The organism is Pseudomonas sp. sp1636 (genome assembly GCF_030376615.1).
In the GTDB taxonomy this organism is placed as follows: Bacteria; Pseudomonadota; Gammaproteobacteria; order Pseudomonadales; family Pseudomonadaceae; genus Aquipseudomonas.
The window spans coordinates 74425-100073 of the sequence record NZ_JARRAB010000017.1 but is presented as its reverse complement, the minus strand read 5'-3'; the positions used below and the strand labels follow the sequence as shown (position 1 = coordinate 100073).

General features: G+C 63.4%; 21 protein-coding genes, 1 pseudogene and 1 riboswitch. Of the genes and pseudogenes, 7 read left to right on the top strand and 15 right to left on the bottom strand.

Annotation, left to right across the window (positions count from 1 at the left end):
* Nucleotides 1-4: 4 nt before the first annotated feature.
* Entirely contained in the window at nt 5-1108 is a 1104-nt protein-coding gene (locus P8H27_RS16610; protein ID WP_289638739.1) for an efflux RND transporter periplasmic adaptor subunit, read from the bottom strand.
* 91 nt (nt 1109-1199) lie between these two features.
* Between P8H27_RS16610 and P8H27_RS16605 the strand changes: the two genes are divergently transcribed.
* Nucleotides 1200-1838 carry a TetR/AcrR family transcriptional regulator gene (locus P8H27_RS16605; protein ID WP_289638737.1) on the top strand — a complete coding sequence of 213 codons (639 nt, stop codon included), beginning with the start codon at nt 1200-1202 and terminating at the stop codon, nt 1836-1838.
* 64 nt (nt 1839-1902) lie between these two features.
* Here the strand turns inward: P8H27_RS16605 and P8H27_RS16600 are convergent, their stop codons facing one another.
* Entirely contained in the window at nt 1903-2682 is a 780-nt protein-coding gene (locus P8H27_RS16600; protein WP_289638736.1) for a class I SAM-dependent methyltransferase, read from the bottom strand.
* A 103-nt stretch (nt 2683-2785) separates the two neighbouring features.
* Here P8H27_RS16600 and P8H27_RS16595 point away from each other — a divergent pair, with 103 nt between their 5' ends.
* On the top strand, nt 2786-3172 hold the full coding sequence (locus tag P8H27_RS16595; protein ID WP_289638735.1) for a hypothetical protein: 387 nt from the start codon (nt 2786-2788) through the stop codon (nt 3170-3172).
* Nucleotides 3173-3196: 24 nt separating this feature from the next.
* On the opposite strand, the gene P8H27_RS16590 is transcribed toward P8H27_RS16595, so the two are convergent.
* The 7 genes and pseudogenes from P8H27_RS16590 to ppc all read right to left on the bottom strand — a co-directional run bounded on the left by P8H27_RS16590 (nt 3197) and on the right by ppc (nt 10623).
* Nucleotides 3197-4234 carry a GlxA family transcriptional regulator gene (locus P8H27_RS16590; RefSeq protein ID WP_289638733.1) on the bottom strand — a complete coding sequence of 346 codons (1038 nt, stop codon included), beginning with the start codon at nt 4232-4234 and terminating at the stop codon, nt 3197-3199.
* A 136-nt stretch (nt 4235-4370) separates the two neighbouring features.
* Nucleotides 4371-4594 (bottom strand): annotated as a pseudogene (locus P8H27_RS16585) (hypothetical protein); the annotation flags it as partial.
* A gap of 12 nt (nt 4595-4606) precedes the next feature.
* A complete protein-coding gene (locus tag P8H27_RS16580) occupies nt 4607-4948 on the bottom strand; it encodes a hypothetical protein (RefSeq protein ID WP_289638731.1) in 342 nt (113 codons plus the stop codon).
* Nucleotides 4949-5022: 74 nt separating this feature from the next.
* Complete coding sequence (gene tsaB / locus P8H27_RS16575; RefSeq protein WP_289638730.1) at nt 5023-5703, bottom strand: tRNA (adenosine(37)-N6)-threonylcarbamoyltransferase complex dimerization subunit type 1 TsaB; 681 nt, start codon at nt 5701-5703, stop codon at nt 5023-5025.
* A 127-nt stretch (nt 5704-5830) separates the two neighbouring features.
* The gene (locus tag P8H27_RS16570; RefSeq protein WP_289638729.1) at nt 5831-6889 is read right to left on the bottom strand and encodes a haloacid dehalogenase-like hydrolase; all 1059 of its coding nucleotides are present in this window, start codon (nt 6887-6889) and stop codon (nt 5831-5833) included.
* 180 nt (nt 6890-7069) lie between these two features.
* A complete protein-coding gene (adk, locus tag P8H27_RS16565; protein WP_289638728.1) occupies nt 7070-7717 on the bottom strand; it encodes an adenylate kinase in 648 nt (215 codons plus the stop codon).
* Nucleotides 7718-7986: 269 nt separating this feature from the next.
* On the bottom strand, nt 7987-10623 hold the full coding sequence (ppc, locus tag P8H27_RS16560; protein WP_289638727.1) for a phosphoenolpyruvate carboxylase: 2637 nt from the start codon (nt 10621-10623) through the stop codon (nt 7987-7989).
* Between the two features lie 184 nt (nt 10624-10807).
* On the opposite strand from ppc, the gene P8H27_RS16555 reads away from it, so the two are divergent.
* Nucleotides 10808-11152 carry a pilin assembly protein gene (locus tag P8H27_RS16555; RefSeq protein WP_289638726.1) on the top strand — a complete coding sequence of 115 codons (345 nt, stop codon included), beginning with the start codon at nt 10808-10810 and terminating at the stop codon, nt 11150-11152.
* Between the two features lie 210 nt (nt 11153-11362).
* Here the strand turns inward: P8H27_RS16555 and P8H27_RS16550 are convergent, their stop codons facing one another.
* From P8H27_RS16550 to P8H27_RS16530, 5 genes are all read right to left on the bottom strand, one after another.
* A complete protein-coding gene (locus P8H27_RS16550) occupies nt 11363-14101 on the bottom strand; it encodes a LuxR C-terminal-related transcriptional regulator (RefSeq protein WP_289638725.1) in 2739 nt (912 codons plus the stop codon).
* Nucleotides 14102-14572: 471 nt separating this feature from the next.
* On the bottom strand, nt 14573-15940 hold the full coding sequence (locus P8H27_RS16545; RefSeq protein ID WP_289638724.1) for a DUF1329 domain-containing protein: 1368 nt from the start codon (nt 15938-15940) through the stop codon (nt 14573-14575).
* A gap of 31 nt (nt 15941-15971) precedes the next feature.
* A complete protein-coding gene (locus tag P8H27_RS16540; protein ID WP_289638723.1) occupies nt 15972-17948 on the bottom strand; it encodes a DUF1302 domain-containing protein in 1977 nt (658 codons plus the stop codon).
* 232 nt (nt 17949-18180) lie between these two features.
* Nucleotides 18181-19863, bottom strand: a complete 1683-nt coding sequence (locus tag P8H27_RS16535; protein ID WP_289638722.1) for a fatty acid--CoA ligase — start codon at nt 19861-19863, stop codon at nt 18181-18183.
* Nucleotides 19864-20281: 418 nt separating this feature from the next.
* Nucleotides 20282-20911, bottom strand: a complete 630-nt coding sequence (locus P8H27_RS16530) for a LysE family translocator (RefSeq protein WP_289638721.1) — start codon at nt 20909-20911, stop codon at nt 20282-20284.
* A 79-nt stretch (nt 20912-20990) separates the two neighbouring features.
* On the opposite strand from P8H27_RS16530, the gene P8H27_RS16525 reads away from it, so the two are divergent.
* From P8H27_RS16525 to P8H27_RS16510, 4 genes are all read left to right on the top strand, one after another.
* Complete coding sequence (locus P8H27_RS16525) at nt 20991-21956, top strand: 2-hydroxyacid dehydrogenase (protein WP_289638720.1); 966 nt, start codon at nt 20991-20993, stop codon at nt 21954-21956.
* Between the two features lie 28 nt (nt 21957-21984).
* The gene (locus P8H27_RS16520; RefSeq protein WP_289638719.1) at nt 21985-22983 is read left to right on the top strand and encodes a class I SAM-dependent methyltransferase; all 999 of its coding nucleotides are present in this window, start codon (nt 21985-21987) and stop codon (nt 22981-22983) included.
* A gap of 50 nt (nt 22984-23033) precedes the next feature.
* A riboswitch (yybP-ykoY riboswitch) is annotated at nt 23034-23198 on the top strand.
* Between the two features lie 91 nt (nt 23199-23289).
* Nucleotides 23290-23877: a TMEM165/GDT1 family protein gene (locus P8H27_RS16515; RefSeq protein ID WP_289638753.1), complete on the top strand. Its 588-nt coding sequence runs from the start codon at nt 23290-23292 to the stop codon at nt 23875-23877.
* Between the two features lie 106 nt (nt 23878-23983).
* On the top strand, nt 23984-24427 hold the full coding sequence (locus tag P8H27_RS16510) for a ketosteroid isomerase-related protein (RefSeq protein ID WP_289638718.1): 444 nt from the start codon (nt 23984-23986) through the stop codon (nt 24425-24427).
* Nucleotides 24428-24559: 132 nt separating this feature from the next.
* On the opposite strand, the gene P8H27_RS16505 is transcribed toward P8H27_RS16510, so the two are convergent.
* Entirely contained in the window at nt 24560-25381 is an 822-nt protein-coding gene (locus P8H27_RS16505; RefSeq protein WP_289638717.1) for a M48 family metallopeptidase, read from the bottom strand.
* Nucleotides 25382-25649: the final 268 nt, after the last annotated feature.

The following is a 25649-nucleotide window of genomic DNA, read 5'->3' as shown; positions in this document are numbered from 1 at the left end:
GGGGCTACTCCTTGGCTGCCAGCTTGACCGTGCGGTTATCGCGGTCGACCGGGCGTACCTGCTGGCCTTCGCGCAGCACCTGCACCCCGGCGGCGACCACCCAGTCGTGCTCTTGCAGGCCTTCCAGCACCGGCACGCTATTCTCGGCATAAGCGCCGACACGCACCAGCGTGCGCTTGAGCGTGGAGTCCTTGGGGTCGACCACCCAGACGTAGGGCTGACCCTTCTCCGCGGTCAGCGCCGACAGCGGCACCGACAGCGGGACTTCGCCGTTGTGGGAGATGAACACCCGCGCACTCTGGCCCAGCTCGGCCGGCACCTCGCCGGCGCTGAAGGCCACGCGGGCGGCAAAGGTGCGCGACTGCGCGTCGGCCGCCGGGGCTATCTCGCGAATCCGCCCGGGAAAACGCCGATCCGGCTGCGACCAGAGTTCGACCGCCACGGGCTGGCCGACCTTGAAGCGTTCGAAGGCTTGCTCGGGCAGGTTGATCGAGACTTCACGCTCGCCATCGGCGGCCAAGGTGAACACGGTCTGCCCCGCCGCCACCACTTGGCCAACCTCGACCATGCGGCGGGCGATCACGCCGTCCTGGGAGGCACGAAGCACCGCGTAACCGGCCTGATTGCTGGCCACATCGAACTCGGCCTTGACCTGCTTGAGGCGGGCTTCGCCCGAGCGGTAGAGGTTTTCCGCGTTGTCGTATTGCGAACGGCTGACCAGATTGCGCCCCAACAGGGTCTTGTAGCGGTCACGCTCGGCCCGCACCAGTTGCAGATTGGCCGCGGCCGCGGCCACTTGCGCGCGAATGGCTTCGAGCTGCAAGCGCACATCCCGCGGATCCAGCTCGGCCAGCGACTGCTCCTTGCGCACCTGGTCGCCCACCTCGACCAAGCGCTTGGCGACCTTGCCGCCGATGCGAAAGGCCAGTTCAGGCTCCAGACGCGCGCGCACCTCGCCGGCATAGGCGTCCATCATTTCGGTGGCCGGTTGCGGCTGCACCACCATGGCGGGGCGGATAGACTGCGCGACCGGCTCACCATTACCACAGGCAGCAAGCAGAACGATGAGGCTGGCAGGCACAGCGACGGACAAGGCATGGCGAAACATGATGGATGACCTTTCACGAAGGTTTGGAATATTTGTACTGCCGGGTATAGTAAAAATAGCAAACCCGCCAGTCCAGTATTAAAAGCAGCCAATGCCCAACAAGTTGTTACCGCCCAGCGGCCCGGGTCGCCCCAAAGACCTCGTCAAGCGCCAAGCCATTCTGGACGCGGCGAAAAGCCTGTTCCTCAGTCAGGGTTACGACGGCAGCAGCATGGACGCCATCGCCGCCGAAGCCGGGGTGTCCAAACTGACGGTGTACAGCCACTTCACCGACAAGGAGACCCTGTTCTCCGCAGCGGTGAAGGCCAAATGCGAAGAGCAGCTGCCCGAACTGCTGTTCGAGCTAGCGCCGGGTATGCCGATCGAAACCCTGCTGCTGAATATCGGGCGCGGCTTCAACACCCTGATCAACAGCCGCGAATCGGTGGAGCTGCACCGGATGATGGTGACTCTGGCCACCCAGAACCCGAAGCTGTCGCAGATGTTCTACGAAGCCGGCCCGCAACGACTGCTCAACGAGATGGAACGCCTGCTGCACAAGGCCGACCAGGCCGGTCAGCTGCGTATCGCCGACCTGCCCAGCGCCGCCGACCAGTTCTTCTGCCTGATCAAGGGCGGCGCCAACTTCCGCCTGCTGATCGGCTGCGCAGATCCGCAGCAAGGCGAAGCCGCCGAACAGCATGTGCAAGATGCGGTGAGTGTCTTCGTGCGCGCCTATCGGCCGGACTGAGGATGAACCTGGGGCTGTGCAGGATGCGGCCAGTGGCGTAGCGCGCATGCGCCTCGCCGCTGACTCACGCTTGCAGCTTCTTCAACGGATAGATGTCATAGCGGCTGGATTTCCCCTCCAGCGCATAACCGGGCTTGGCTCCCTCGATAAGCGGCGCCTTGCGCGGGCGCTTGACCACCACCCGGTGACTGGCCAGGGCCAGAGCGGCCTGGAGCAGGGCCGGGGCATCCAGGTCGTCGCCGACGAAGGGGCGGAACAGGCGCATTTCCTTTTTCACCAGCGCACTCTTGTCGCGGTGGGGGAACATCGGGTCGAGGTAGATCACCTGCGGCGGCTCGCCCTGCCAATCGCTCATCAACTCGATGGCGTTGCCGGTCAGCAGGCGCATCTGCGCCACGATCGGCCCCACATCCCGGTCGGTGCCGGCACGCGCCAGGCCATCTTCCAGCAGCGCCGCGATCAGCGGCTGCCGCTCGATCAGGGTCACGCTACAGCCCAGGCTGGCGAGGACGAAGCCATCGCGGCCGAGCCCGGCGGTGGCATCCAGCACCCGCGGACGCACGCCCGGCTGCACGCCCACCGCCTTGGCAATCATCTGCCCGCTGCCGCCGCCGAACAGACGGCGATGGGCCACCGCGCCCTCGACGAAATCCACCCGCACCGGCCCCGGCGCCTGCGGCCCCAGCTCGACCAGCTGCAGGCCCTGCTCGCCCAGCTGCAGGGCAAATTGCGCCTCGCCGTCTAGCGGCAACGCCAGGCGCGTGGCCCATGCCGCAGCGCTCTCGGCCAGATGCGGGGCCAGGGCTTGCATACGAATTGTGGCGCTGGGCCGTGGGCTACTCATCGAAATATGCTCAAAAAACGTTCAACCCGGCCGATAGGCGGCCGATAACCAAGTGCGCGGCATTCTGCCAGACTTGGCCCGTGACGACCGCACCGAGTGACTTATGGTTAATGGCGTTTCCGCTTCCAGCACCGCACTGCCGACCCCTAGCCGCCAGCCGAGCGGCAACGGCCCGGCGGACATTCGTGCCTACCTGGACTTCCAGCTCCTGTTGAGCCGGGTGACCGCCGGCCAGCAGCCGTTGGCGAGCGCCGAGACGGCAGTCGAACCGCAGACGAGCGCAGCAGTGGCGCCCGCCTGTATCGAGCACGACAGCGGTTTCCAGCAATTCATCGCACAACGCCAGTTCGAGCTGAGCGTCAGACTCAATGCCGCCCCGGAGAAAGTCGATCACTTGACCCTGATGCTGCTCGCCGACGCTCTCAGCGCTGGCAGCCAAAGCGCGCCGGCAGAGTCCGAGGGTGCCAAGTACCCACTGACCCTGGCATAAGCGCGGTTCAAGAGCGGATTCCGTTCAACGCCGCTGGTGCGAAGCTTCACGAAAACGCCCCGGGGCAATGTTGAAGAACTCACGAAAGCAGCGCTGAAAGTGCGAGATGCTGACAAAGCCGCTGGCCACGGCGATATCGGCCAGCGACTTGTTGCTCTGCTGCAGCAACTGACGGGCGCGGGTCAGGCGCAGCTCCAGGTTATAGCGCGAAGGCGTGGCATTGACATGGCGACAGAACAGGCGCTCGAGCTGACGCTTGGAAATGCCGACGCAGCTGGCAATCTCGTCCACGCTCAGCGGTTCGTCGATGTTGTTGTGCATCAGCTCCAGCGCCGATTTCAACGCCTGCGGCAGGGTCGGATCGTAATCGACGGCCACCACCGACACGTCCATGACCTCCTGCATCTTGTCGCAGCTCAGCACCTCTTCTACCGCGCTGACCAACTGTTCCCCGCCGCCACGCCTAACCACCTCCAGCATCATGCCCAACGAGCTGTTGGCCCCGGCACAGCTGATGCGCCCGCGATCCAGCACATAGGCATGGCTGGCCAGCTTCACCTTGGGGAACAGCTCGCTCATCATCGCCCGTCCATCCGGATGAAAGGCGCACTCGTAGCCATCCAGCAGCCCCGCTTCGGCGAGAAAGTAGGCGCCGTTCCACAGCCCGCCGAGCATGGCGCCAGCGGCGTCGGCCGACTTGAGCTTGGCCCTGAGCAGCGGCTCCGCCTGCAAGCGCACCCGGAAACCGCCGCAGACCACCAGGATGTCCTGCCGTTTCTCTGCCATCTCGGCCAGACGGCAGCCCGCCGAGATGGCGATGCCCAGGTCGCTGACCACCACCTCGCTGGCGCCACCGACCACCAGCACCTCATAGAGCGGCGTCGGGCTCATCAAATTGGCGGTGACCAGGGCGTCTACCGCCCCGGTGAAGGCCATCATCGAAAAATGATCCAGCAGCACGAAGGCAACCCGGCGCAGCGGCAGCGCCGGCTCGCCGCCCAGCCCCTTGGCGAGGTGCGCCATATTCTTGTTCTTCAACAAACTCTCGAAGGAGGATCGCATGTCGTAACCCTCAGGTAGTGAAACGTCTACGCAGCAGTAAACCATAGGAGGCCGAACCCAGATCAACCGGGCCCAGCGCGTGTCGCGGCAATTGGGAGCAACGAGAACAACGGGGCGGCGCCGCCCAGAGCCGCTCCAGTGGCTCGCGCAGATCCCCCGCATGGCTGATGCCGCGCGGCAGCTTGGCGCAGAAACGAAAGTGCATGGGCATCAGCGTCGCCAACGGATAAGCCCATCGACCGAGCGCATTGAAGACCTCGGCGTAGCGCGGCAAAAAGTCCGCCGGACGCTAGTCGGATACAACGATCCCCGCCAGGCCGGCTCGCTCCAGGATGGGCAGCCAAGAAAGTCGGGGCGCATCAGGGGGCGTTATCAGGCGTAGAGATCAAGGCCCAGTATTTCCTGGGCACCAGGCTCGCTGGCATAGGTGGCAGTGGCGCTGTAACTGGCAATCGCCTGGGCCGCGCGATTGCTGACGGCCGACGGGTAACTCAGGTTCTGCGCCCGTACCGGCAGGCTGTCGGTGCTGGCGCCGGCAGCCTGTACCCGACGGGTTTGCGCTGTTTGCTCGAAACCCTGACTGCTCGCCGGGGCTGCCGGTAGCTCCCGACGCTGCTCTATCTCGCGTTGGGCTTCGCGAAACGGCGTGACCGCGGTGCCCGAACGAGGCCCGCGATCTGGCGAGTAGGAAGGTATGGAGCCGTAGATGCGCATCTATTACTGCTCGGCAGTGGTTAACCAGTCGGGTGGAGTGTTTGCAATTTAGCCCCACCCGTTCGGCTTGGCAATCAAAGCGGCGCCTTCGGCGTGGCGACCCGGTCACGCAGATACACCGGCAGCGCCTCGTCGGCCACCACCGCCTCGCCCCGCGCCCAGGCGAAACGCGCCAGGCTGAGCAGGTCTTCGGCATGCGGCAGCAGCGTGCCGTCCTGTCCGCTCGGGGTCAGCGGGATACGCGCGGCGAACGTGCCCCAGCCGGTGCCGGCGCCGAACCAGTCACCCGTCGCATCGCGCGGCACGCCGACCTGTTCGGGCGGCAACACCGCCTCGCCGCCGGCCAGGCGCATTTCGCCGTTTTCGCTGCGATAGCAGCCCCAGTAGATCTCATCCATGCGGGCGTCGATGGCCGCAGCCACCTGGCCGGCGCCGTACTCGCGCTGCGCGCGCTGGGCCAGCACGGCCAGGTTGGACACCGGCAGCACCGGACGATCCAGGGCAAAGGCCAGGCCTTGCACCACGCCGACGGCGATGCGCACCCCGGTAAAGGCACCCGGGCCACGGCCGAAGGCAAGCGCATCCAGCGCCGACAACGGCACACCGGCCTGGGCCAGCAGATCCTTGATCATCGGCAGCAGGCGTTGCGCATGCAGGCGCGGAATCACCTCGTAGTGGCTGATCACCTGGCCGTCATGCAGCAAGGCGACGGAGCAGGCTTCGGTTGCGGTATCCAGGGCCAGCAGAGTGGTCATCGTGATTAGAACAGGTTGACGAGTGGGCGGGCATTAAAACGGTTTAGCGGCATTTTTGCCAGCTGTCCGGGCCGCCATTGCGGCGGCCGGACAACGGAACCGGCCCGCAGGCCAGTCCCTCAGCTCCTTAGTGCAACTGGTCGGGCGTGACCACGATCCAGTTCTTGTCGGCATTCACCGGCAAGCCCAGTTCGCCCTGGCGCTTGGCCGCACTGGCCTGCCAGTCCTTGACCTGCTGGGTGTACTTGGCCTTGCGGTCGACCCAGACCCGCAGGCCGCCCTTGCTGGTGTCGGTGGCATTGAACAGCATGTAGCCATCGGACAACGGCGTGTCGCCGGCTACCAGCACCGGCATCTTCCACTGATCGATCCAGCCGAAGATGCTGCCGAGCTTGCCTTCGTACCAGGTCATCGGGTTCATCAGGTAAGGCGTCAGCTCCAGGTCGAGGTTGTGCGCCGGGTCGTAGTTGCCCTTCTGCACCTGCAGGCGCGAGGTGGTCAGGGCGCCGCTCTGGCGGTCTTTGAGCAGCATGTTGACGCCGATGACATTGGCCGGCTTGACGTTGTAGCCGTACTTCGGATCGCTGGCGATCATCCGCACCAGCTCCTCGCTGGCGGCGCTGATCACATAGACCTCGATGCCGTTCTCCTGCAGGCGGTTGTACAGCTCCTGCATGCCGGCGAACGGCTTGGGCGGGTTGACGCTGCCTTCGACCACCTGGTCGCCGTCGTAGTACTTGAGCGGGATCGGCTTGCCATAGGCCATCACCTCATCGACATAGCCCTTGAGCTCGCGCAGGGTGAAGCCGGAAAATATCTGCGCCACCCAGGGATAGCAGACCAGGTTGTCGACTTCGCACAGGCGGTAGTAGTAGCTGTTGAGGCTCTCCTTGAACTGCGGCGTGTCCTTGAACGGAATCAACTTGAGCGAGGGATCCATACTCTCGCGGGTCAGCACGCCCTTCATTTCCAGATAGGGCAGCAACGACTCTTCGATGTCGAATTGGTAGGTGGTGTTATCCATATCGAACACCGCATAGGCGCCTTTGTTGGCGTTGGCGGCGATCATGCTGTCGAGTTGGGCGGCCGCTTCTCTGGGCCAATGTTGCAGCTCGGTAGCGGCCGAGGCGCCCAGGGAGGCAACGCTCAGGGCCAAACCGATCATCCACGCCTGCATAGCTCTCATGTTTTCTCCGACGTCCGTTTGATGAAGAAATAAGCCACCTGGTATAGACCAGACGCTCGATGCTAGCTTGCGTGAACAAGGTTACTGTTCTGAGAACGACCCCGATTTAACCGCCACCACCACGCCTATCGCAGAAACGACAACGGCCCGCAAGCGGGCCGTCGTTTCAGTACCGGGGGCTCAGCTAAGTGCAGCCAGCACCTTGGTCGTAATTTCGTCCACCGAGCCAACCCCGGCGATGGCGCTGTATTTGGGCGTGCCATTGACTGCGGCGAGCTGCTGGTAGAAATCCACCAGCGGCTTGGTCTGCGAGTGATAGACCGACAGGCGATGACGTACGGTTTCTTCCTTGTCGTCGTCGCGCTGGATCAGCTCATCGCCGGTTTCGTCGTCAATACCGGCGACTTTGGGCGGGTTGTGTTCGGTGTGGTAGACGCGCCCGGAAGCCGGGTGTACGCGACGGCCAGCGATGCGGCTGACGATTTCCTCGTCTTCGACGGCGATTTCCACCACGTGATCGATGTTCACGCCCGCTTCCTTCAAGGCTTCGGCCTGGGGAATGGTGCGTGGGAAGCCATCGAAGAGGAAGCCATTGGCACAATCGGGCTGGGCAATGCGTTCCTTGACCAGATTGATGATCAAGTCATCGGAAACCAGGCCGCCACTGTCCATGATGCTTTTGGCCATCAGGCCCAGCTCGGTGCCGGCCTTGACCGCGGCACGCAGCATGTCGCCGGTGGAGATTTGCGGAATAGCAAACTTCTTGGTGATGAAACCGGCCTGTGTACCTTTGCCGGCACCGGGCGCTCCTAGCAAAATCACGCGCATCGATGTGTTCCTCAAGATTTAAGAAAAAAGCGTCGGACTCGCCTCACGGGGCCAATCTCAGAATGGTTCAGGCAACACTGGCAAGCTGCCGAATGGCCTGTGCCCAAGTGTCCAAGGGACTAAAAGGTTGATCACGATACACAGCGCCCCCCCACCGCACAAGCCACCGAAAGTCGAATAAACCAGGGCCTTTCAGGCGCCATCAGAGCGCGAGCGGGCGCCTCCGGTGCACGTTCAGGGCACCTGGGCAACGCCCGCCACACCCCTCTCTAACCGGTGTTGCGCAAACCGGCGGCGATACCCGCAACGCTGACCAGCAAGGCCTGTTCCAGGGGGCTGTCGGCCTGATTATCACGCCGTCTGGAACGTGCCAGCAGCTCGGCCTGAAGCAGGTGCAAGGGGTCAAGGTAGGTGTTGCGCACGCTGATGAACTCCAGGGTCTCGGGACTGTGCGCCAATAGCTGCGACTGGCCGGTCAGATGCAAGACCGCAGCCGCCGCCTGCGACAATAGGTCGCGCAGATGCTCACCCAAAGGCTGCAGCGACGGCTCGACCAGGCGCTCGTCGTAGAGCCGGGCGATAGCGCCATCGGCTTTGGCCAGAACCATTTCCAGCATATCGATACGGGTGCGGAAGAACGGCCAATGCTCGCGCATCTGCGCCAGCAGTTCACCTTCGCCGCGTTTCAGCGCGCTACTCAGGGCGTATTCCCAGCCGAGCCAGGCCGGCAGCATCAGGCGGGTCTGGGTCCAGGCGAAAATCCAGGGAATCGCCCGCAGGCTCTCCACCCCGCCCTCGCGACGCTTGGCTGGGCGGCTGCCCAGGGGCAGGCGACCGAGCTCCTGCTCCGGCGTGGCCTGGCGGAAATACTCGACGAACTGCGGGTGTTCGCGCACCACGCTGCGATAGGCGTTCACGCCATCGGCGGCTAGCTTATCCATCAGTTCGCACCAGGCCGGCTCGGGCGTCGGCGGTGGCAACAGGGTGGCTTCCAGCACCGCGGCCAGGTAGAGGTTGAGATTCTGCACGGCGATGTCTGGCAGACCGAATTTGAAGCGGATCATTTCACCCTGTTCGGTGGTGCGAAAACGCCCCGCCACCGAGCCCGGCGGCTGCGACAGAATCGCCGCATGAGCCGGGCCGCCGCCGCGGCCGACGGTGCCGCCACGGCCGTGGAACAGCAGTAATTCGACCTGCTGCGCGGCACACACCCGCACCAGGCTTTCCTGGGCCCGGTACTGCGCCCAGGCCGCCGCGGTAGTGCCGGCATCCTTGGCCGAATCGGAGTAACCGATCATCACTTCCTGCGGGCCCTGCAGGCGTGCGCGGTAGCCCTGCAGACCCAGCAGGCGCTCGATCACCGGGCCGGCGTTGTCCAGGTCGGCAAGGGTTTCAAACAAGGGCACCACGCGGATCGGCCGCAACAACCCCGACTCCTTCAACAGCAGTTGCACGGCCAACACGTCGGAAGGTGCGCCGGCCATGGAGATCACATAGGAACCCAGCGAGGCCGCCGGCGCGGCGGCCACCTCGCGGCAGGTGGCGAGTACTTCGGCGGTGTCGGCGCTGGGGTTGAAATGGCTCGGCAGCAACGGCCGCCGGTTGTCCAGCTCGGCCAGGAGGAACTGCTGGCGCGCCGCCTCGTCCCACTCGGCGTAGCGCCCCAGGCCCAGGTAGTCGGTGATTTCGTCGAGCGCCGCGGCGTGGCGACTGGAGTCCTGGCGCACATCGAGACGCACCAGAAACAAGCCGAAGGTGGCGGCGCGACGCAGGCAGTCGAGCAACGGACCATTGGCGATCTCCCCCATACCGCAGGCGTGCAGCGACTGGAAGCAGCACTCCAGCGGTTCGAGCAGTTCGCGGTTGTCCTGCAACACCGCCGCCGGTGCCGCGAGCGGGCCGTGCAGCGCCTCCTGGGCCCAACTGCGGGTGGTGCGCAGGCGTTCGCGCAGTTGCTTGAGCAGGCTGCGATAGGGCTCGGAACTCTCGCCAACCCGCGCCAGCAGCTCGGCGCTGGCCTGCTGCATGGACAGCCCGGCGGCCAGCTGATCGATATCGCGCAGATACAGGTCGGCCGCCATCCAGCGTGCCAGCAACAACACCTCGCGGGTCACCGCCGCGGTGACATTGGGATTGCCGTCGCGGTCGCCGCCCATCCAGGAGGCGAAGCGAATCGGCGCGGCGTCCAATGCCAGGTGCATGCCGGTGGCCGCGTGCAAGGCCTGATCAGCCTTGCGCAGGAAATCCGGCACCGCCTGCCACAGCGAATGCTCGATCACGGCGAAGCCCCACTTGGCCTCGTCCACCGGGCTGGGGCGGCTGCGGCGGATCTCTTCGGTATGCCAGGCTTCGGCGATCAGACGCTGCAAATGCTCGGCAACCTGCTCACGTTCGGTGGCGGACAGGTCGCTGTGATCCCCGGCAGCCAGTTGCGCGGCGATGGCATCGTATTTCTGGATCAGGGTGCGCCGCGCCACTTCGGTCGGGTGGGCGGTCAGCACCAGCTCGATGTCCAGGCCAGCGAACTGGCGAACCAAAGCATCGGCGTCGTGGCCACTGGCCAACAGGCGCTGCAGCAATTCGGCCAGTACCCGCGACTCGAAAGGTTCCGGCTCGTCAGGGCCACGGCGACGGATGCGGTGGTATTGCTCGGCGATATTGGCCAGGTTGAGAAACTGGTTGAACGCGCGCGCCACCGGCAGCAGTTCGTCGTCGGCAAGCTGCTCGAGGCCAGCGCTGAGCTGCTCGGCACCGGCGGCAGATCCCTGCCGCGCGGCCTTGGCGCCCTTGCGAATGCGCTCGATCTTGTCGAGAAACACCGTTCCACGCTGGGCACTGATGGTGTTACCCAAAAGCTCGCCGAGCTGATGAACGTCCTCGCGCAGACGCGCGTCGATTTCTGCCATGACTGACTCTCCCTGAAGCGTGAAAGCCAAGAGTGCCCAGCACGGCAACATCTTACAAGGGTGCGACGCCGAACCGACAAGTGCGCTGGGCCGGTCTAGGCTTTAAGCAGGCCCGTCACCAAAGGGCGGGGCCGAGCGTAATCGCATAACCGCCTACCACGCGTAGGTAAAGGACGAGGCAGTCATGAAAATTCGCGAGCTTGTCCACCATTGGGAACAAAACGCCAAGGGTCGTATAACCCGCAATCTGTATCAGATCCACCTCGACATGGAGGCGGCCGCACGCCTGGCCGCGCTGGCCGAGATGTACCCCAAGCGCAGCCCGGAAGCGTTACTCGGCGAGCTGATCGGCGCCGCGCTGGAAGAACTGGAAACCAGCCTGCCCTATGTCAAAGGCAGTCAGGTCGTCGCCACCGACGAGGAAGGCAACCCGCTCTATGAAGACATCGGTCCAACGCCGCGCTTTCTCGCGCTGTCACGCAAATACCTGCATGAGCTGAGCACGCAGCAGGACAGCACCAACCACTGAAGTCTCTGCGCAGCCGCATAGTCGATTCACGCGCCGCCATAAGCGGGGCGGCGGCCTGCGCGCACGATGGTTCAAGAACGAACCCGGGGCAACCCGGGGCAACGCCTACAGACCGCTCCCGGTTTGCACTGAAAGGTTGTGAAAATATCGGGCTCCGCCGCGAGGCTATCTCCAGGCGCTCGCGGGCGGCGGAAGTTTTTTCGCCGCCGCTCAGTGCAATAGCCCCAAGTCCTTGGCCCGCGCCACGGCCTGGGTACGCCGCTCCACGCCCAGTTTGCTGTTGATATGGCGAGCATGGGTTTTCACCGTATGCAGCGAAATAAACAGCTGCTCGCTGATTTCCTGATTCGAGCAGCCCTGGGCGATCAGCTGCAATACCGCCAGTTCACGCGAACTCAAGGCCTCGGTCAGCTGGCTATCGCGCCAGGTCAGCGCCCCGCCCGCAGACTGGGGCAGATGCTTGAGCAACTCGGCGGCGGCGGCGCAATCGGGGCGCGCCATCAGCTGTTCGCGCAGCCATTGCGGCTGGTGTGCGAACAACTCCAGGTAGGGCCACAAAGCACCGCCCTGCGCGGCCTCCAGACTACTTGCCAGCCAGCTGACGGCCTCCTGGTCGCGCCCGCAGGCCTTGTGCAGCAGGGCCAATTGCACCTGAGCGGCCACCACGAACAATTGCCCCGATGCGGATTGGGCGCGCTGACTGAGTGCGCGCAACCGCCGCTCGGCACCCTCCAGGCGCCCCTGCAAGCGCTCCAGCGCGGCTTGCTGCAACTCGATATGCAAGGCCAGCTGCGGGTGGAATTCGGGGGCCGCGCCGAGCGTTTCGCCGCAATAGGTTTCGGCCAGCCGCTGCAGCCAGACCTCGGCCAATTCGAGCTGCCCCTGAGACAGCCACAGTTCGCATTTGACCACTGTGATCATCGCCAGGTAGTAGATCGACGGTACATCCCAGGCATGCATCAGGCGCTCGGCCTCGGCCAGTTGGGCAAAGGCCTCGCTGAGACGTCCCTCACGCCCCTCGATCCCGGCCAACATGCAATACCCCACCAGCAGGCTGATGTCGCGACAACCGCGCGCCTCGCCGATCCCTGCCAGCAATTTGGTACGCGCGTCATGGGTTTGCAGCGACACACTGAGCAGATAGCCCTCGTACAGATTCAGCCGCGCCCGCACCGAATACACGCGCTGGGCCGGAAGCCCCTGCAGCCGCTGCAAGCCCAGACGCACCTCGGCCAGGGCCCGCTGGACTTCGCCACGCGCATGCAACACCCGCGCCCGCTCGGCATGCGCCAAGCCCTCGAACAAGGGGTTATCGGCCCGCTGCGCCAACTCCAGAGCCTCGCGATTGAGACCCCGGGCGCGCCACAGATCGCCCTTGATCATGGCCAGGTTGGCCAGGGTGAACAAACACATCAGGCGCGGCCCGCAGCGTTTGGCGCTGAGCAGCGCCAGGGCATCGCTGCAATAGCGCTCGGAATCGAGAACCTGGCCGCGGCCGCGGGCGATCACCCCGGACAAGGCCAGCCACTGGGCCAATAGATCCTCCTGCTCCTGCGCGTCGGGGGCTGGCAAAAACCGCCCCAATTGTTGGATCAACTCGTCGGCAGCATCCAGTTGGCAAGCCAGAGCCAACGCCCAGCCATACAACACCAACAAACGCGGCGTGCTGGCCAGCAGGCTGTCGGGCAGATCCATCTTCCAGCGCAGCAGGCGAGCGACGCTCTGCTCGCCGAGCAGTTGCTCCTCGGACAGGTTTTGCACCAGATTGGCCGCCACTTCCGGCTGGCCGGCGCGCAGTGCCTGATCGACCGCCTCCTCATGCAGACCCTGGCCGCTGAACCAGCGACAAGCACGCAGGTGTAAGGCCGCCTGGGACTGGCTGCGCTGGGCTGCGGGCCGCGAGCGCAGTAGATCGGAGAACAGATGGTGGTAGCGAAACCAGTGCCCTTGCTCATCCAGGGGCACCAAAAAGACCTGGTGGGTCTGCAGGTGCTGGATAATCTCCGCACTGTCATGCTGCTCGCGCAAAGCATCGCACAGCTCGACACAGAAGCGCTCCAGGCAAGCGGTGTCGAACAAAAAGCTCTGCACCTCGGCCGACTGTTGCTCGATCACCTCCTCCAGCAAGTACTCGCGGATCAAGCCCTCGTCGCCCTGGGGCACCCGTTCCGGGCTGTCGTCATCCGCCTGCTGACGGCTCAACAACCACAGACGCAAGCCAGCCACCCAGCCTTCACTGCGCTGACGCCACTCCTCCAGTACCGGATCACTGAGCTGAGCCCCTTGGCTGCCGAGCAGTGCGCGCGCCTCGTCCTCGGTCAAACGCAAGTCCTGCTCTTGCAACTCCAGCAACTGGCGTGACAGGCGCAAGCGGGCCAGGTGCCAGTCGGGGCGTTGACGGCTGGTCAACAGAATGACCAGGCCATCGGGCAAATGATTGAGCAAAAACTGCAGGCAGCGGTCGAGCACGGCCCCCTGAGCCAGGTGGTAGTCGTCCAGCACCAGCAGCAAGGGCGCCGTCGGCGTCAGGCGCTCGCCCAGTTCATCAAGCAGGCCATCGAGCCACTCTTCGAAGGCGAAGGGTTGATGACGCTGGCGCATGCGCAGCATCGCCTCAGCGTCCTCGCCCAGCCCCGGGTAGAACTGTTGCAGGCCGCCCAGTAAACGTTCGAGGAAACGCCCAGGGTCGCTATCGCGCGGGCTCAGCCCCAGCCATAGGCTGTGCCAGTGCCCGGGCAGCACCTGACAGAACTCATTGGCCAGGGAGCTTTTGCCGAAACCCGCAGGGGCGCTGACCAACAGCAAGCGCCCTGCCAAGCCCTCGGCCAGCCGCTCACACAAACGCGGCCGCGATACATGGCTGGATGGCAGTGGTGGACGAAAAAAGCGACTGTCGCCCAGGGGCACAGTGTCGCTGACTACAGGCGCTATAGGCGTCAGATCGGTCATCACCCAGCTCTTGTTAGGTCGTTGCCAGTTCAGGCGCGAACTCTCTGCAGACTATCGACTTAACCGCAGAAATTGAAGCCTGGATGTGTGCACTTCAACAAATCATTGCCCTGGCGGCCACCCGACTTCGGGCTAAGCGAGTTCGGTCGGGCGGTATCAGGCGGCATGGGTGATCGCAGTTTTTGTAGGCGGCCCGATCCGGGACGATGTTTTGATTCTAGCGGCCCTGCGGCCCGCATCGCCGCGAGGTCGCGCCTCCTACAGGCCCGTGCAGTGGCTGACGACGTGGGCAACCGCTGGGTGTGTGTGGCCGGGAAGGAAAGGCCATGCCGCTGTCATCCGCTGCGCAGAGCCGAGGCGGCAGGCAGGCTCACGGTAATGCTCCGCTGGCCAGCGCAGTCAGCGATTGGCTATTAGCTAAACAAGAAAGCCGGCCCAAAGGGCCGGCTTTCGCTGTCGCATCAACGGCTGTTAACGAACGCCAGCCTGACGCAGTGCTGCAGGGGTGTAGTCGGAGGCAGAAGCCTTGTAGGTGAAGTCGTAGGCCTGCTTCTCTTCGTTCTTCATGCCCAGGGCCAGGTAGCGCCCGGACAGCAAGTCATACAGGGTTTCCACGGTGTACCAAGGCACTTGCTTGTCGTAGTAGTACTGGGAATGCGCCTCGGCTACGCGCCACAGGGTGCCGCGGCCGTCGTAGTGATCGACCTCGGCTGCCTGCCAGGTGTCCTCGTCGAGGTAGAAGTCACGTTTGGCATAGATGTGGCGCTCGCCGGACTTCAGGGTTCCGGTCACGTGCCATACCCGGTGCAGCTCGTAACGAGTCAGGTCCTGGTTGATGTGACCGGCCTTGATCACCTCGGCGTACTTCAGCTTCGGCGAATCCAGCTTATAGGCGTTGTAGGGGATGTAGATCTCCTTCTTGCCGTTCAGCTTCCACTCGTAACGATCCGGCGAGCCGTTGTACAGGTCGAAGTTGTCGGAGGTGCGCAGACCATCGGATGCGGTACCCGGACCGTCATAGGACACCTGCGGTGCGCGACGCACGCGGCGCTGACCGGCGTTGTACAGCCAGGCCAGACGCGGCTCCTTCACCTGGTTCAACGTCTCGTGCACCAGCAACACGTTGCCGGCCAGACGCGACGGCGCGGTAACACGCTGCTTGAAGTAGAACAGTACGTTGTTTTCCTTGCCCGGCGCGAAGTCGCTCAGGTTGGCGCGGAAGGTGAACTCGTCCTGGAAGTAGACCATGCTGTAGGAACCATTGGCCTGCGGCGTGGCCTGGGTCACCAGGCGCCGCACGCTGCCGCCGCGATAGCGGGTGATATGGTTCCAGATCGCTTCCAGACCATCCTTCGGGATCGGGAAAGGGTTGGCTTGGTCGAAGTTTTCCAGACCATTGCCGCCCTCGACCAGCCTGGTGTTGACCGCGTTGTTCTTGGTCGACGCCAAAACATTATCCGGCAGAGTGGCCGAACGGTGGGTCGGATACACCGGGATCTTGTAGCTGTCTGGATAGCGCTTGAACATGGCCAGCTGACCGGGAGTCAGCTTGTCCTTGTACTGATCCACGTTCTGCGCGGTGATGGTGAACTGCGGCTGCTCGCTGGCGAACGGATCCGGGAGGAACCCGGCGCTATCGGGAGTGCCGGCGTTGGTCGGCAGGCCGCCGGTCCAGGCCGGAATCGAGCCATCGGCGTTGCCGGCCATCTCTGCCCCGACCGGAGTCAGGGTAGTGCCCAGCTTGGCCGCTTCTTCCGGCGATACCGCTGCCATAACGCTGCAGGCTAGCAGCGACAGAGTCAGCGCGCCGGTTTGCAACAGACCTTTTGTTGTTTTCATATACAGAGTCTTCCTCAAAATTCCTGGGCGCTTAGAAGTTCATACCGAAGCTGAGTGCTACGAAGTCACGGTCGATCGAGGTGTTGTACTTGCCGCCGAAGAAATCGGTGTAAGACAGATCGGCCGTGTAGGTGTTCTGGTACTCGGCATTCAGACCCAAGCTGATGGCCTTGTTGCCTTCGTTGAACACGCCGTTGGCACCGTAGCCGTCGACGTCATGGGACCAGGACACGCTGGGCTTCAGGTTGATACCGGCAATGGCATCGTTGTAGTCCCAGACGGCCTTGGCGCGGTAGCCCCAGGAAGTGCTGGTGACGAAGCCGTCGTCTTCGCAGTACTTGCTGACGTTTTCGGCGGTGGCGCTACCCAGAGTGCCGGCGTTCGTAGTCACACACGCATTACCTGGCAACGGGCCCGGGCCGAAGACTGGGTCACGGCCGTAGCGCACTTCGCTGGTGCTCTCCAGTCCGCCAACATGACTCACGCCGATCTCGCCGACCAGGGTCAGACGGCTGGCGCCCATGACCTGATCGAAGAAGTGGGTGAAGGTGGTCTGGAACTGAGTGATCTCCTTGCGGCGATAGCCATGCAGATCAGTACCCGGCGAGCCCTTCAACAGAGAAAGGTTCGGATTCAGCGGGGTCAGGCCAGCAAACAGGATGTCGGTGGTATTGAGCTGCACCGGCGCATTCGGCCGGTAGCTGACTTCACCACTCCAGGCGGTGCCGGTAGGCAAGGTGGTGGAGAAGCTCAGGCCATAGAGGCGAATATCTTCCGGATACTCCATGAAGTATTGAGAGTTGCCCGCCACCACTAGCGGTAGCAATGAAGGTGTCAGTGCGCCCGCAGCCGCACCAGCACCAGCCCCGCCAAGTATTGGCGTCAGTGCAGTTGCCAACTGCCCGCCAAGGGCAGCGCCGCTGTACGCACCAGCCGGCCCACCCGTGGCACTGAAGACCGGCGTCCGGCTGTGATAGTTCATAAAGTAGGCACCGAACTCAGTGTCCAGCTGCTCGGCGAAATAGCGGAAAGCTACGCCAAACTGACCATCATCGCGCGCATCTCTATCGCCACCACGTGCTACCACAACTCCCTCATCTGGACTGCCGTGATTAACACCACGCGCTGCTAAAACCCCATTAACAGCGGCTAAGGAAGGAGGCAGCGCGACCCCAGGCACTCCAGCCGCAGTCAGACCGCCCGCCACAGCCCGGTTCACCTGAGCAGTTGTTCTAAGCACTGCGAGGTTCTGGTCACAACCATCAGCCACGATATCCGGCTGAGCAAAGAAGGTACCGCAGTTGTCGGCTACCGTCTGATCCCACTCCAACTGGTAGAAAGTCTCCATCGACAGGTTGTCGGTCAGGCTTTGCGACACATAGAACATATTGACCGGAATCAGGCCTTCCTTGACCTCGGCGCCGGGGCGACGGAAGGCAGCGGCATCGACCGGGTTGATCGCGTTGATGCTGTTCTGGATAAAGGTGCTCTCGCCCCAGCTGACCACCTGCTTGCCCAGACGCACCGAGCCCGGCTGATCGGCAACGGCGTAGTTGTGATAGACGAAGGCGTCGAGAATTTCCGCGCCTGAGGCCTGGGCGGCCTGCTTACGGTTGCTGTCGTCGATGTCCTTGAACAGGCGGTGCTCGTCCTTCAGCTCGAAGTCGTACCAGTACTTACCGCGGACGAACACGCCGGTATCGCCGTACTTCAATTCGAGGTCGTGTACGCCCTTGAAGATTTTCGAGAAGGTTTCGCCCTTCTTGAAATTCAGGTGGGAGTCATCGGAGGTCTGCGACAGACCGTCACCACCATTGTTCTTACCTATCAGGTCTTTGTCAGCACCGCGCACCGACCAACTGGCCCCCACTGAGATGGAGGAATCAAACTGACCTTCGATTTCGCCAATATTGAAATTCACGCCGAATGCCGGTGTGGCGAGGGTGGATGCGAGGCTGACGGCCAGCGGCAGTTTTGCCAGGCGCCAGGTTTGCTTTGCTTTTGTCATCGACGCTACTCCATGTACTTTTTTGTTATGGATGATGCGGACTATAGCCAGAGGGTGTGACCGCTTGATCCCTCGAAAGTGTGATTTGCAGCCCCCCCAGGCACTCTGGCTCGCAGGTTTCAGCGGGTCGGCCCGACCCGCCGCAGGCCTAGAATGGCTGGAAAAGAATATTTAGCAAGCCAAACGCTTGTTTGACTGATCAGTCATTTTCGCGAGGTAGCACCGCCGCACTTTACAAGGTGGAAAGAAACGCGCAGCCGGCCGCCTGCCACTGGGCGATATCCAAGCGAATACGTTTCTTATCCAGCTTGCCGACACTGGTCTTGGGAATTTCAGTAACAAGTGCGATCTGCGTGGGGATGGCCCACTTGTTGATATGCCCCTGTTCGATATAAGGCTTGAGGTGATCCTTGAGCCCCTTGGCATCCAGCGCCTGATCGTTACGCAGCACCAGCAAGGCAAAAGGCCGCTCGCCCCACTGCGGATCCGCCACCCCCACCACCGCCACCTCACGCACGGCCGGATGACGACTGATCAGGTCTTCCAGCGCCAATGAGGAGATCCACTCGCCACCGGTCTTGATCACGTCCTTGATGCGGTCACGAATCTCGATGAAGCCCATGCCGTCGATGGTCGCCACGTCGCCAGTGTGCAGCCAGCCGTGTTCCCAGAGCTCCTGGCCTTTCTCCGGTTCGCGGAAATAGCCCTGGCTCAGCCACGGCGAGCGCAGCACCAGCTCGCCCTGGGACTCGCCGTCCGCCGGCAGCATGGAGCCATCGACGCCCATGATCGCCGCTTCGACCAGGGGCACCGGCACCCCGGCTTTGATCCGATAGGTGATCTGTTCATCCTCGCTGCCGGCCTGCAGCTCATCATTGATGTGCGCGCAGGAGATCAGCGGGCAGGTTTCCGACATGCCATAGGCGGCCGTCAGCTGAATGCCGCGCGCCTTGGCGGCATCGTAGAGGGCACGGTTCAGCGCGCTGCCGCCGATGATCATCTTCATCCCGGCGAAATCGTGGCCCTGGGCACTCGGGGTGTTGAGCAGCATCTGCAGGATGGTCGGCACGCAGTGGGAGAAGCTGACATTCTCCTCCTTGATCAACTTGCACAGCAGCTCCGGCTCGTAGCGCCCCGGATACACCTGCTTGACGCCCAGCATGGTGGCGGCATAAGGCATACCCCAGGCATGTACATGGAACATCGGGGTAATCGGCATGTAGACATCATTGCTGCCCAGCAGGCGCACGCTGTCGAGACTGCCCAGCACACTGGCCGCGGCCATGGTGTGCAGCACCAGTTGCCGATGGGTGAAATAGACGCCCTTGGGGTTGCCGGTGGTGCCGGTGGTGTAGAAGGTGGTGGCCACCGAGTTTTCATCGAAATCGGCGAAGTCGTAGCTCGCACCGGCGGCTGCCAGCAGCTGCTCGTACTCGCCGACCAGGCCCGGCAGCTCGGCGGTTTTCTCCTCGGCATCGGTCAGCAGCAGGGTCTTCTCGACCGTGCTCAGTTGCGCGGCGATACCGTTGTAAAGGGGCACGAACTCACTGTTGACCAGGACGAACTTATCCTCGGCGTGGTTCATGGTGTAGAGAATCTGATCAGGCGACAGGCGGATATTGATGGTGTGCAGCACCGCACCGAGCATGGGAATGGCGAACATGCATTCGAGGTAGCGGTGGCTGTCCCAATCCATCACTGCCACGGTATCGCCGGCCTTGACCCCTGCCGCTGTCAGCACATTGGCCAAGCGCGCAACCCGCTCGTTGAAGGTCGCATAACTGTAGCGCAGGGTGTCGCGATAGACGATTTCGCGGGTTTTTTCGTAGCGCACCCCGGACAGCAATAAACGCTTGATCAGCAGCGGATATTGGTAGGCATTGGCCGCGGGCGGGATGATGCGGGTTTGCAACATGAGGAGTACCTGTCTACGGAATATTATTTTTCTACGGTGACTGGACTCTAGAGCGCTTGCCAGACAGGCAAATCAGTCAAAAGAATGATTTGCCGCATGACTCTTAAGCCGCCACTGGTCACACGATAAAGCCGACAAGCAAGCGCGGTCGAAAGACGCCATTCACTGGAAGCATGCGTTTATAGCGATAACGCTGATGGCCGATACCGTCAGAGGCGCCTGCGCTGCTGAAGCGGACGCGGCTGCGGCTGCGGCTGCGGCTGCGGCCGCCGATACGGCAGGAGTAGTCGTGGGTTGCCATGCGAAGCCTGGGCACGATCGATCAGTGGTTGTGAAAAACCGAAGGCCGTCGCGAGAGCGCCGCCGGGCGAGCGAAACAAGGCGCCCCGCATCTGCGGGGCGCTTTTCCCGGCCAGTATCAGCGCAATTCGCTAAAGGCCAACTTGACGCCCAAGCCCACCAACACCGCGCCCATCAGCCGATCGAACCAGTGCCCCAAGCGGGCAAAGCCGGCACGCACGCGGCGCTGGCTGAACAGCACCGCCACCAGACAGAACCACAGCGCCGTCGCCAGTGCCAGGTAGATGCCATAACCGGCCTGCACACTGAGTGGGGTATGCGGATTGATCACCACGGTAAACAACGACAGGAAGAACAGGGTTGCCTTGGGGTTCAGGCCATTGGTGACGAATCCGGCGACAAAGGCTGCCCGTGGCGAACGTGCGCCCTGCTCCAGGCTCAGCTCGGCACTGCCCGGGTCGGCCGGTTTGGCGCGCAACGCCTTGATCCCAATGTAGAGCAGGTAGGCGGCGGCCAGCCACTTCAAGGCATTGAACAAGACAATCGACTGCGACACGATCAGGCCGATGCCGAGCAGCGAATAGGCCACATGCACGAAAATCCCGCTCCCGACACCCAGCGCGGTGAAAATGCCGGCGCGTCGGCCGAAGGCCACGCTTTCGCGCACCACGATGGCAAAATCCGGCCCGGGACTGGCTACGGCCAGCAAGTGAATCAGGGCAACGGTGAAGAACTCCGTCCAGTACATAGCGGCTCCGCAACAGGCATAGGGGTCTGATAGGCTGTTCACCTTACGCCCCACCATAACAGCAGAAAAGGTACAGCTGATGAGTAACAATAGCCGCGCGGCCTTTCTTGACCACAGCTCTCTCGACCTTGGCGATCTCGACTTGACGCCCCTGCAGCAACTATTTGGCGAACTGCGGTTATACCCGCAGAGCAGCCCGCAGCAAGTGATCGAGCGCCTGCAGGGCGTGCAGGTGGCGATCAGCAACAAAGTCCCCCTGGATGCCGCGACCTTTGCCGCCTGCCCCGAGTTGCAACTGCTGTTGGTCGCCGCCACCGGCACCAATAACATCGACCTGGCCGCCGCCCGCGAGCATGGCGTGGTCGTATGCAACTGCCAGGGTTATGGCACGCCTTCGGTGGCGCAGCACACCCTGATGCTGCTGCTCGCCCTGGCCACGCGCCTGGCCGATTACCAGAATGCGGTACGTGACGGCCGCTGGCAGCAGGCGTCGCAATTCTGCCTGCTGGACTTCCCCATCGTCGAACTGGAAGGCAAGACCCTCGGCCTGCTCGGCCATGGCGAACTGGGCGGCGCGGTGGCCCGATTGGCCGAAGCCTTCGGCATGCGCGTGCTGCTGGGCCAATTGCCGGGGCGCCCACCCCGCCAGGATCGCCTGCCACTGGACGAACTGCTGCCGCAGGTCGATGCCCTGACCCTGCATTGCCCACTCAACGCCGCCACCCAGAATCTGATCGGCGAGTACCAACTGAGCCTGATGAAACCGGGCGCCTTCCTGATCAATACCGCACGCGGCGGCTTGGTCAACGAACAGGCCCTGGCCGATGCCCTGCGCCGCGGCCATCTGGGTGGCGCGGCCACCGACGTCCTGACCCAGGAGCCGCCGAAAGACGGCAACCCCTTGCTCGCCAGCGACATCCCGCGCCTGATCGTCACCCCGCACAGCGCCTGGGGCAGTCGCGAAGCGCGGCAGCGTATCGTCATCCAGATGATGGAGAATGCTCAGGCATTTTTCGGCGGTGCGCCGCGTCGCGTAGTCAGCTAAGCTGCGCGCCTTTTTTCGAGGAGCGCTTATGGATCCGCGCGGTGAAGTGCTGCTACGCCAGGCCGAACTGTTCGGCGGCCCGCTGCTGCTGGCCGGTTTGCCCGCCGACGACTTGCTCGGCCGCTTGCCCGAGGCCCAGGGCTGGAGCTGGCATGCCGGCGAGCAGGCGCTACTGGACAGCCGCTTTGCCGGGCGCAGCCACTTGGGCGTTACCCCCCCTGCTGGCGAATTCGCCGCCGCGGTGCTGTTCCTGCCGAAATCCCGCGAACTGACCGACTACCTACTGAATGCCCTGGCCGCCCAACTGGCCGGGCGCGAACTGTTTCTGGTCGGCGAGAAGCGTGCCGGCATCGAACGCGCGGCCAAGCAGTTGGCGGCTTTCGGCAGAGCGCGCAAGCTCGACAGCGCACGCCATTGCCAACTCTGGCAAGTGCAGGTCGAGCATGCCCCCGCAACCCCGGATCTCGAAGCCCTGGCGCGGCGTTACAGCCTGCCGCTGAGCGATGGCCCGCTGCACGTGATCAGCCTGCCCGGGGTCTTTTGTCACGGCCGCCTGGATATCGGCAGCGCCCTGCTCCTGGAGCATCTGGACAAGCTGCCCGCAGGGCACTTGCTCGACTTCGGCTGCGGCGCCGGGGTGCTCGGCGCGGCGCTGAAACGCCGCTACCCCGAGAACCAGGTGACCCTGCTGGATGTCGACGCCTTCGCCGTGGCCAGCAGTCGCCTGACTCTGGCGGCGAACGGCCTGCAGGCCGAGGTGATCAGCGGCGACGGGATTGCCGCCGCGCCCAGGGGGCTGGTCGCGATCCTCAGCAACCCACCCTTCCATCAGGGCGTGCATACCCACTACCAGGCCACGGAAGATCTGTTGCGCCATGCGGCTGAGCACCTCGAGCGGCATGGCCAGCTGCGCCTGGTGGCCAACAGCTTCCTCAAGTATCCGCCGCTGATCGAGCAATACCTCGGCCCCTGCCACACCCTGGCCGAGGCCAAGGGCTTTCGCATCTATAGCGCGAGCAAGCCGTAACCATCTGCGCCCCACGCCGACTTGCCCGAACGGCTGCGGTTGGGCAGAATGCGCCCGTCCTAGGGGAGTAGTCTCCCGCGAGCACCAGCTCGCCCGGCACGCGTCAACATACTTGGTCCGCCGACCATGGCGCGTGCGATCCAACAGCCCAGTGAAACGGGCTGGCGCATTGTCGCAACAAGTCAGCACGGCCTGACGACGAGGCGCACAGGGTTTGACCAGACCTATGACACGCACACCTTACCCGGGGCGGGAAGGCTGTACGTGTCATAGCCATGTCGACCCGCCCCGTTAGGAAGCCCGATGCTGGAATCCCTGTTCGTTCCCACCCTGATCGTTGCCCTGGCCGAGATCGGCGACAAGACCCAACTACTCGCCTTGCTGCTGGCCGCGCGCTTTCGTAGGCCCGGGCCGATTATCCTCGGCATAGTGGTCGCCACCCTGGCCAACCATTTTCTCGCCGGCGCTGCCGGCAACTGGGTGGCCGGGCTGTTTTCCCCAGTGGCCCTGCGCTGGGCGCTAGCGGCCTCCTTCGTCGCGGTGGCGCTGTGGACTCTGGTTCCCGACCAGCTGGATGACGACGAAAGCTCGAATTTCAAGCGCCACGGCCCGTTCCTGACCACCCTGGTTGCCTTCTTTATCGCCGAGATGGGCGACAAGACCCAGGTCGCCACGGTGATGCTGGCCGCGCAGTACCCCCACTTCGTCCTCGTGGTAATCGGCACGACCCTGGGCATGCTGCTCGCCAATGTCCCCGTAGTGCTGGCCGGCAATTTTGCCGCCGAGCGCTTGCCGCTAACCTTGATTCGGCGCCTGGCTGCCTGCGCCTTCGCTGCGCTGGCGACTTATGCCTGCTATCAAGCCCTGCAGCTCGGCGGGCACTTATGGTATTGATTTGACGCCATGCCCCTGGCGCTCGACACGATGTTTTGGCTACCCTGACGGCCGATAACCTGCGCAACATCTTGCGCACTTCGCCCAGCACGTTTTGGAATTGAGCATGTCAGTGGATGATCGGAAAAAGCTGGTCTGCAAACATATCGAGCTGTCGTGGAACAAGGGCCATCTGGCCCTGGCCGAACAGCTGCACAGCAAGGATTTTCTCTACAAAAGCTCGTTTGTCGGCCGCCACCTGGGCAGCGCGGCCTTCGCCAAGCTGATCGAGGACATCCGCCATGCCATGCCAGACCTGCAGGTGGTGGTCGAGGAGTGCATTGCCGAAGGCAACAAAGTAGTCACCTGGAGCACCCTGATCGGCACCATCGAGAAACCGGCCATGGGTTACCCGCCGAGCGACAAGGTATTGAGCATCGCGGCGATGGCCTTCTGGACGTTGACGCCGAGCAACGAGATCCAGGAGATCTGCACCATGTTCGACATGGAAAGCTTTCGCGCCCAACTGGGCTTGGGAACCCGCCCTTTTGCCGAAATAGCGCTGCCTTGAGACCAGGCAGCGCCCCACGGGAGCGCTGCGCGTGGCCGGACAACTTAGGCGAGCAGCGCTCGCCACAGGCCTCAACGGCTGGTTAGCCGCACAGCCTCACACGTATGCCGGCCAATAGCTCCGGCCGCGCGCTCAGCGCGAAGCCTTGGCCTGTTCGTAGAGCGGCATGACCTTCGGGATGGCCGCCTGCAAGGCAGCGATACGGCTGCTCGACGACGGGTGGGTGCTCATGAACTCCGGCGGCGCGCCATTGCTGGCCTGGGCCATCTTCTGCCACAGGCTGACCGCGGCGTTCGGGTTGTAGCCGCCACGGGCGGCCAACTCCAGCCCGAGCAGGTCGGCCTCGTTCTCGTTACCCCGACTGTTGGGCAAGGTCAGGCTGTACTGCACCACGGTGTCGGCCATGGCCATACCCGCCTCGCCCAAACCGAGCAACGCACCGGCCCCCTGCTTGGCCAGCGCCACGCCATAGGCTTTGGACATGGCCTCGCGGCTATGCTCGCGCAAGGCGTGAGCCATTTCATGGCCCATGATCGCGGCGATTTCATCGTCACTCAGTTGCAGTTTTTCAATCAGCCCGGTGTAGAAGATGATCTTACCGCCAGGGCCGCAGTTGGCGTTCAGCTCAGGGCTCTTGATCAGGTTGACCTCCCACTGCCACTGCGCGGCATCCGGGCGGAAAATCGGCGCCTGCCTGATCAAGCGATCGGCGATCAGCTGCAAACGCCTGGCATTGGCACTGCTCTTGTCGAGCACCCCCTTGCTCGACGCCTCGCCCAGAGTCTGCTGATAGGACTGCGCATACATCTGATTGACCTCTTGGCTCGAGAGCATGCTGAACATGTACTGCTTGCGCTCAACGCCCACCGCACCACCGCTGGTGGTGTTCACGGCTTGGCATCCTGCCAACAGCAAGGCCGCGGCCAGCGCCGTAAAGGACAACTTCTGGTTCATGCTGAGTCTCCATTCGAATAAGCACCGTATGCTAGGCCCGGCACCCCGCGCGAGCAACCGGCAATAGCGCGGGAGGACAGCCCGTCGTCCGTTATCGGCGCCGGCCCCGCCGGCCTGTTGAAAAGCTCATCAGGGCGAAATGCGCAAGGCCGGTTTACAGATCCCGCGCAGCGCTCAAAACCCGAGAGCAGAGACAGGGACGTTTCTGCCCGGCCCGGCCCGCTGAAACGACCTGCAGGTGCGCCGCAGCGTCAGGCTTTGGCGAATT

What these genes read in the sequence shown, in the direction of transcription:
- P8H27_RS16570 (WP_289638729.1), bottom strand. Translation starts at nt 6,889, where the DNA reads ATGAGAGCTATGCAGGCGTGGATGATCGGTTTGGCCCTGAGCGTTGCC.
- P8H27_RS16510 (WP_289638718.1), top strand. Translation starts at nt 23,984, where the DNA reads ATGTCAGTGGATGATCGGAAAAAGCTGGTCTGCAAACATATCGAGCTG.
- P8H27_RS16605 (WP_289638737.1), top strand. Translation starts at nt 1,200, where the DNA reads ATGCCCAACAAGTTGTTACCGCCCAGCGGCCCGGGTCGCCCCAAAGAC.
- P8H27_RS16545 (WP_289638724.1), bottom strand. Translation starts at nt 15,940, where the DNA reads ATGAAAACAACAAAAGGTCTGTTGCAAACCGGCGCGCTGACTCTGTCG.
- P8H27_RS16555 (WP_289638726.1), top strand. Translation starts at nt 10,808, where the DNA reads ATGAAAATTCGCGAGCTTGTCCACCATTGGGAACAAAACGCCAAGGGT.
- P8H27_RS16535 (WP_289638722.1), bottom strand. Translation starts at nt 19,863, where the DNA reads ATGTTGCAAACCCGCATCATCCCGCCCGCGGCCAATGCCTACCAATAT.
- tsaB (WP_289638730.1), bottom strand. Translation starts at nt 5,703, where the DNA reads ATGACCACTCTGCTGGCCCTGGATACCGCAACCGAAGCCTGCTCCGTC.
- P8H27_RS16505 (WP_289638717.1), bottom strand. Translation starts at nt 25,381, where the DNA reads ATGAACCAGAAGTTGTCCTTTACGGCGCTGGCCGCGGCCTTGCTGTTG.
- ppc (WP_289638727.1), bottom strand. Translation starts at nt 10,623, where the DNA reads ATGGCAGAAATCGACGCGCGTCTGCGCGAGGACGTTCATCAGCTCGGC.
- P8H27_RS16595 (WP_289638735.1), top strand. Translation starts at nt 2,786, where the DNA reads ATGGTTAATGGCGTTTCCGCTTCCAGCACCGCACTGCCGACCCCTAGC.
- P8H27_RS16590 (WP_289638733.1), bottom strand. Translation starts at nt 4,234, where the DNA reads ATGCGATCCTCCTTCGAGAGTTTGTTGAAGAACAAGAATATGGCGCAC.
- P8H27_RS16580 (WP_289638731.1), bottom strand. Translation starts at nt 4,948, where the DNA reads ATGCGCATCTACGGCTCCATACCTTCCTACTCGCCAGATCGCGGGCCT.
- P8H27_RS16540 (WP_289638723.1), bottom strand. Translation starts at nt 17,948, where the DNA reads ATGACAAAAGCAAAGCAAACCTGGCGCCTGGCAAAACTGCCGCTGGCC.
- P8H27_RS16525 (WP_289638720.1), top strand. Translation starts at nt 20,991, where the DNA reads ATGAGTAACAATAGCCGCGCGGCCTTTCTTGACCACAGCTCTCTCGAC.
- P8H27_RS16550 (WP_289638725.1), bottom strand. Translation starts at nt 14,101, where the DNA reads ATGACCGATCTGACGCCTATAGCGCCTGTAGTCAGCGACACTGTGCCC.
- adk (WP_289638728.1), bottom strand. Translation starts at nt 7,717, where the DNA reads ATGCGCGTGATTTTGCTAGGAGCGCCCGGTGCCGGCAAAGGTACACAG.
- P8H27_RS16530 (WP_289638721.1), bottom strand. Translation starts at nt 20,911, where the DNA reads ATGTACTGGACGGAGTTCTTCACCGTTGCCCTGATTCACTTGCTGGCC.
- P8H27_RS16520 (WP_289638719.1), top strand. Translation starts at nt 21,985, where the DNA reads ATGGATCCGCGCGGTGAAGTGCTGCTACGCCAGGCCGAACTGTTCGGC.
- P8H27_RS16610 (WP_289638739.1), bottom strand. Translation starts at nt 1,108, where the DNA reads ATGTTTCGCCATGCCTTGTCCGTCGCTGTGCCTGCCAGCCTCATCGTT.
- P8H27_RS16600 (WP_289638736.1), bottom strand. Translation starts at nt 2,682, where the DNA reads ATGAGTAGCCCACGGCCCAGCGCCACAATTCGTATGCAAGCCCTGGCC.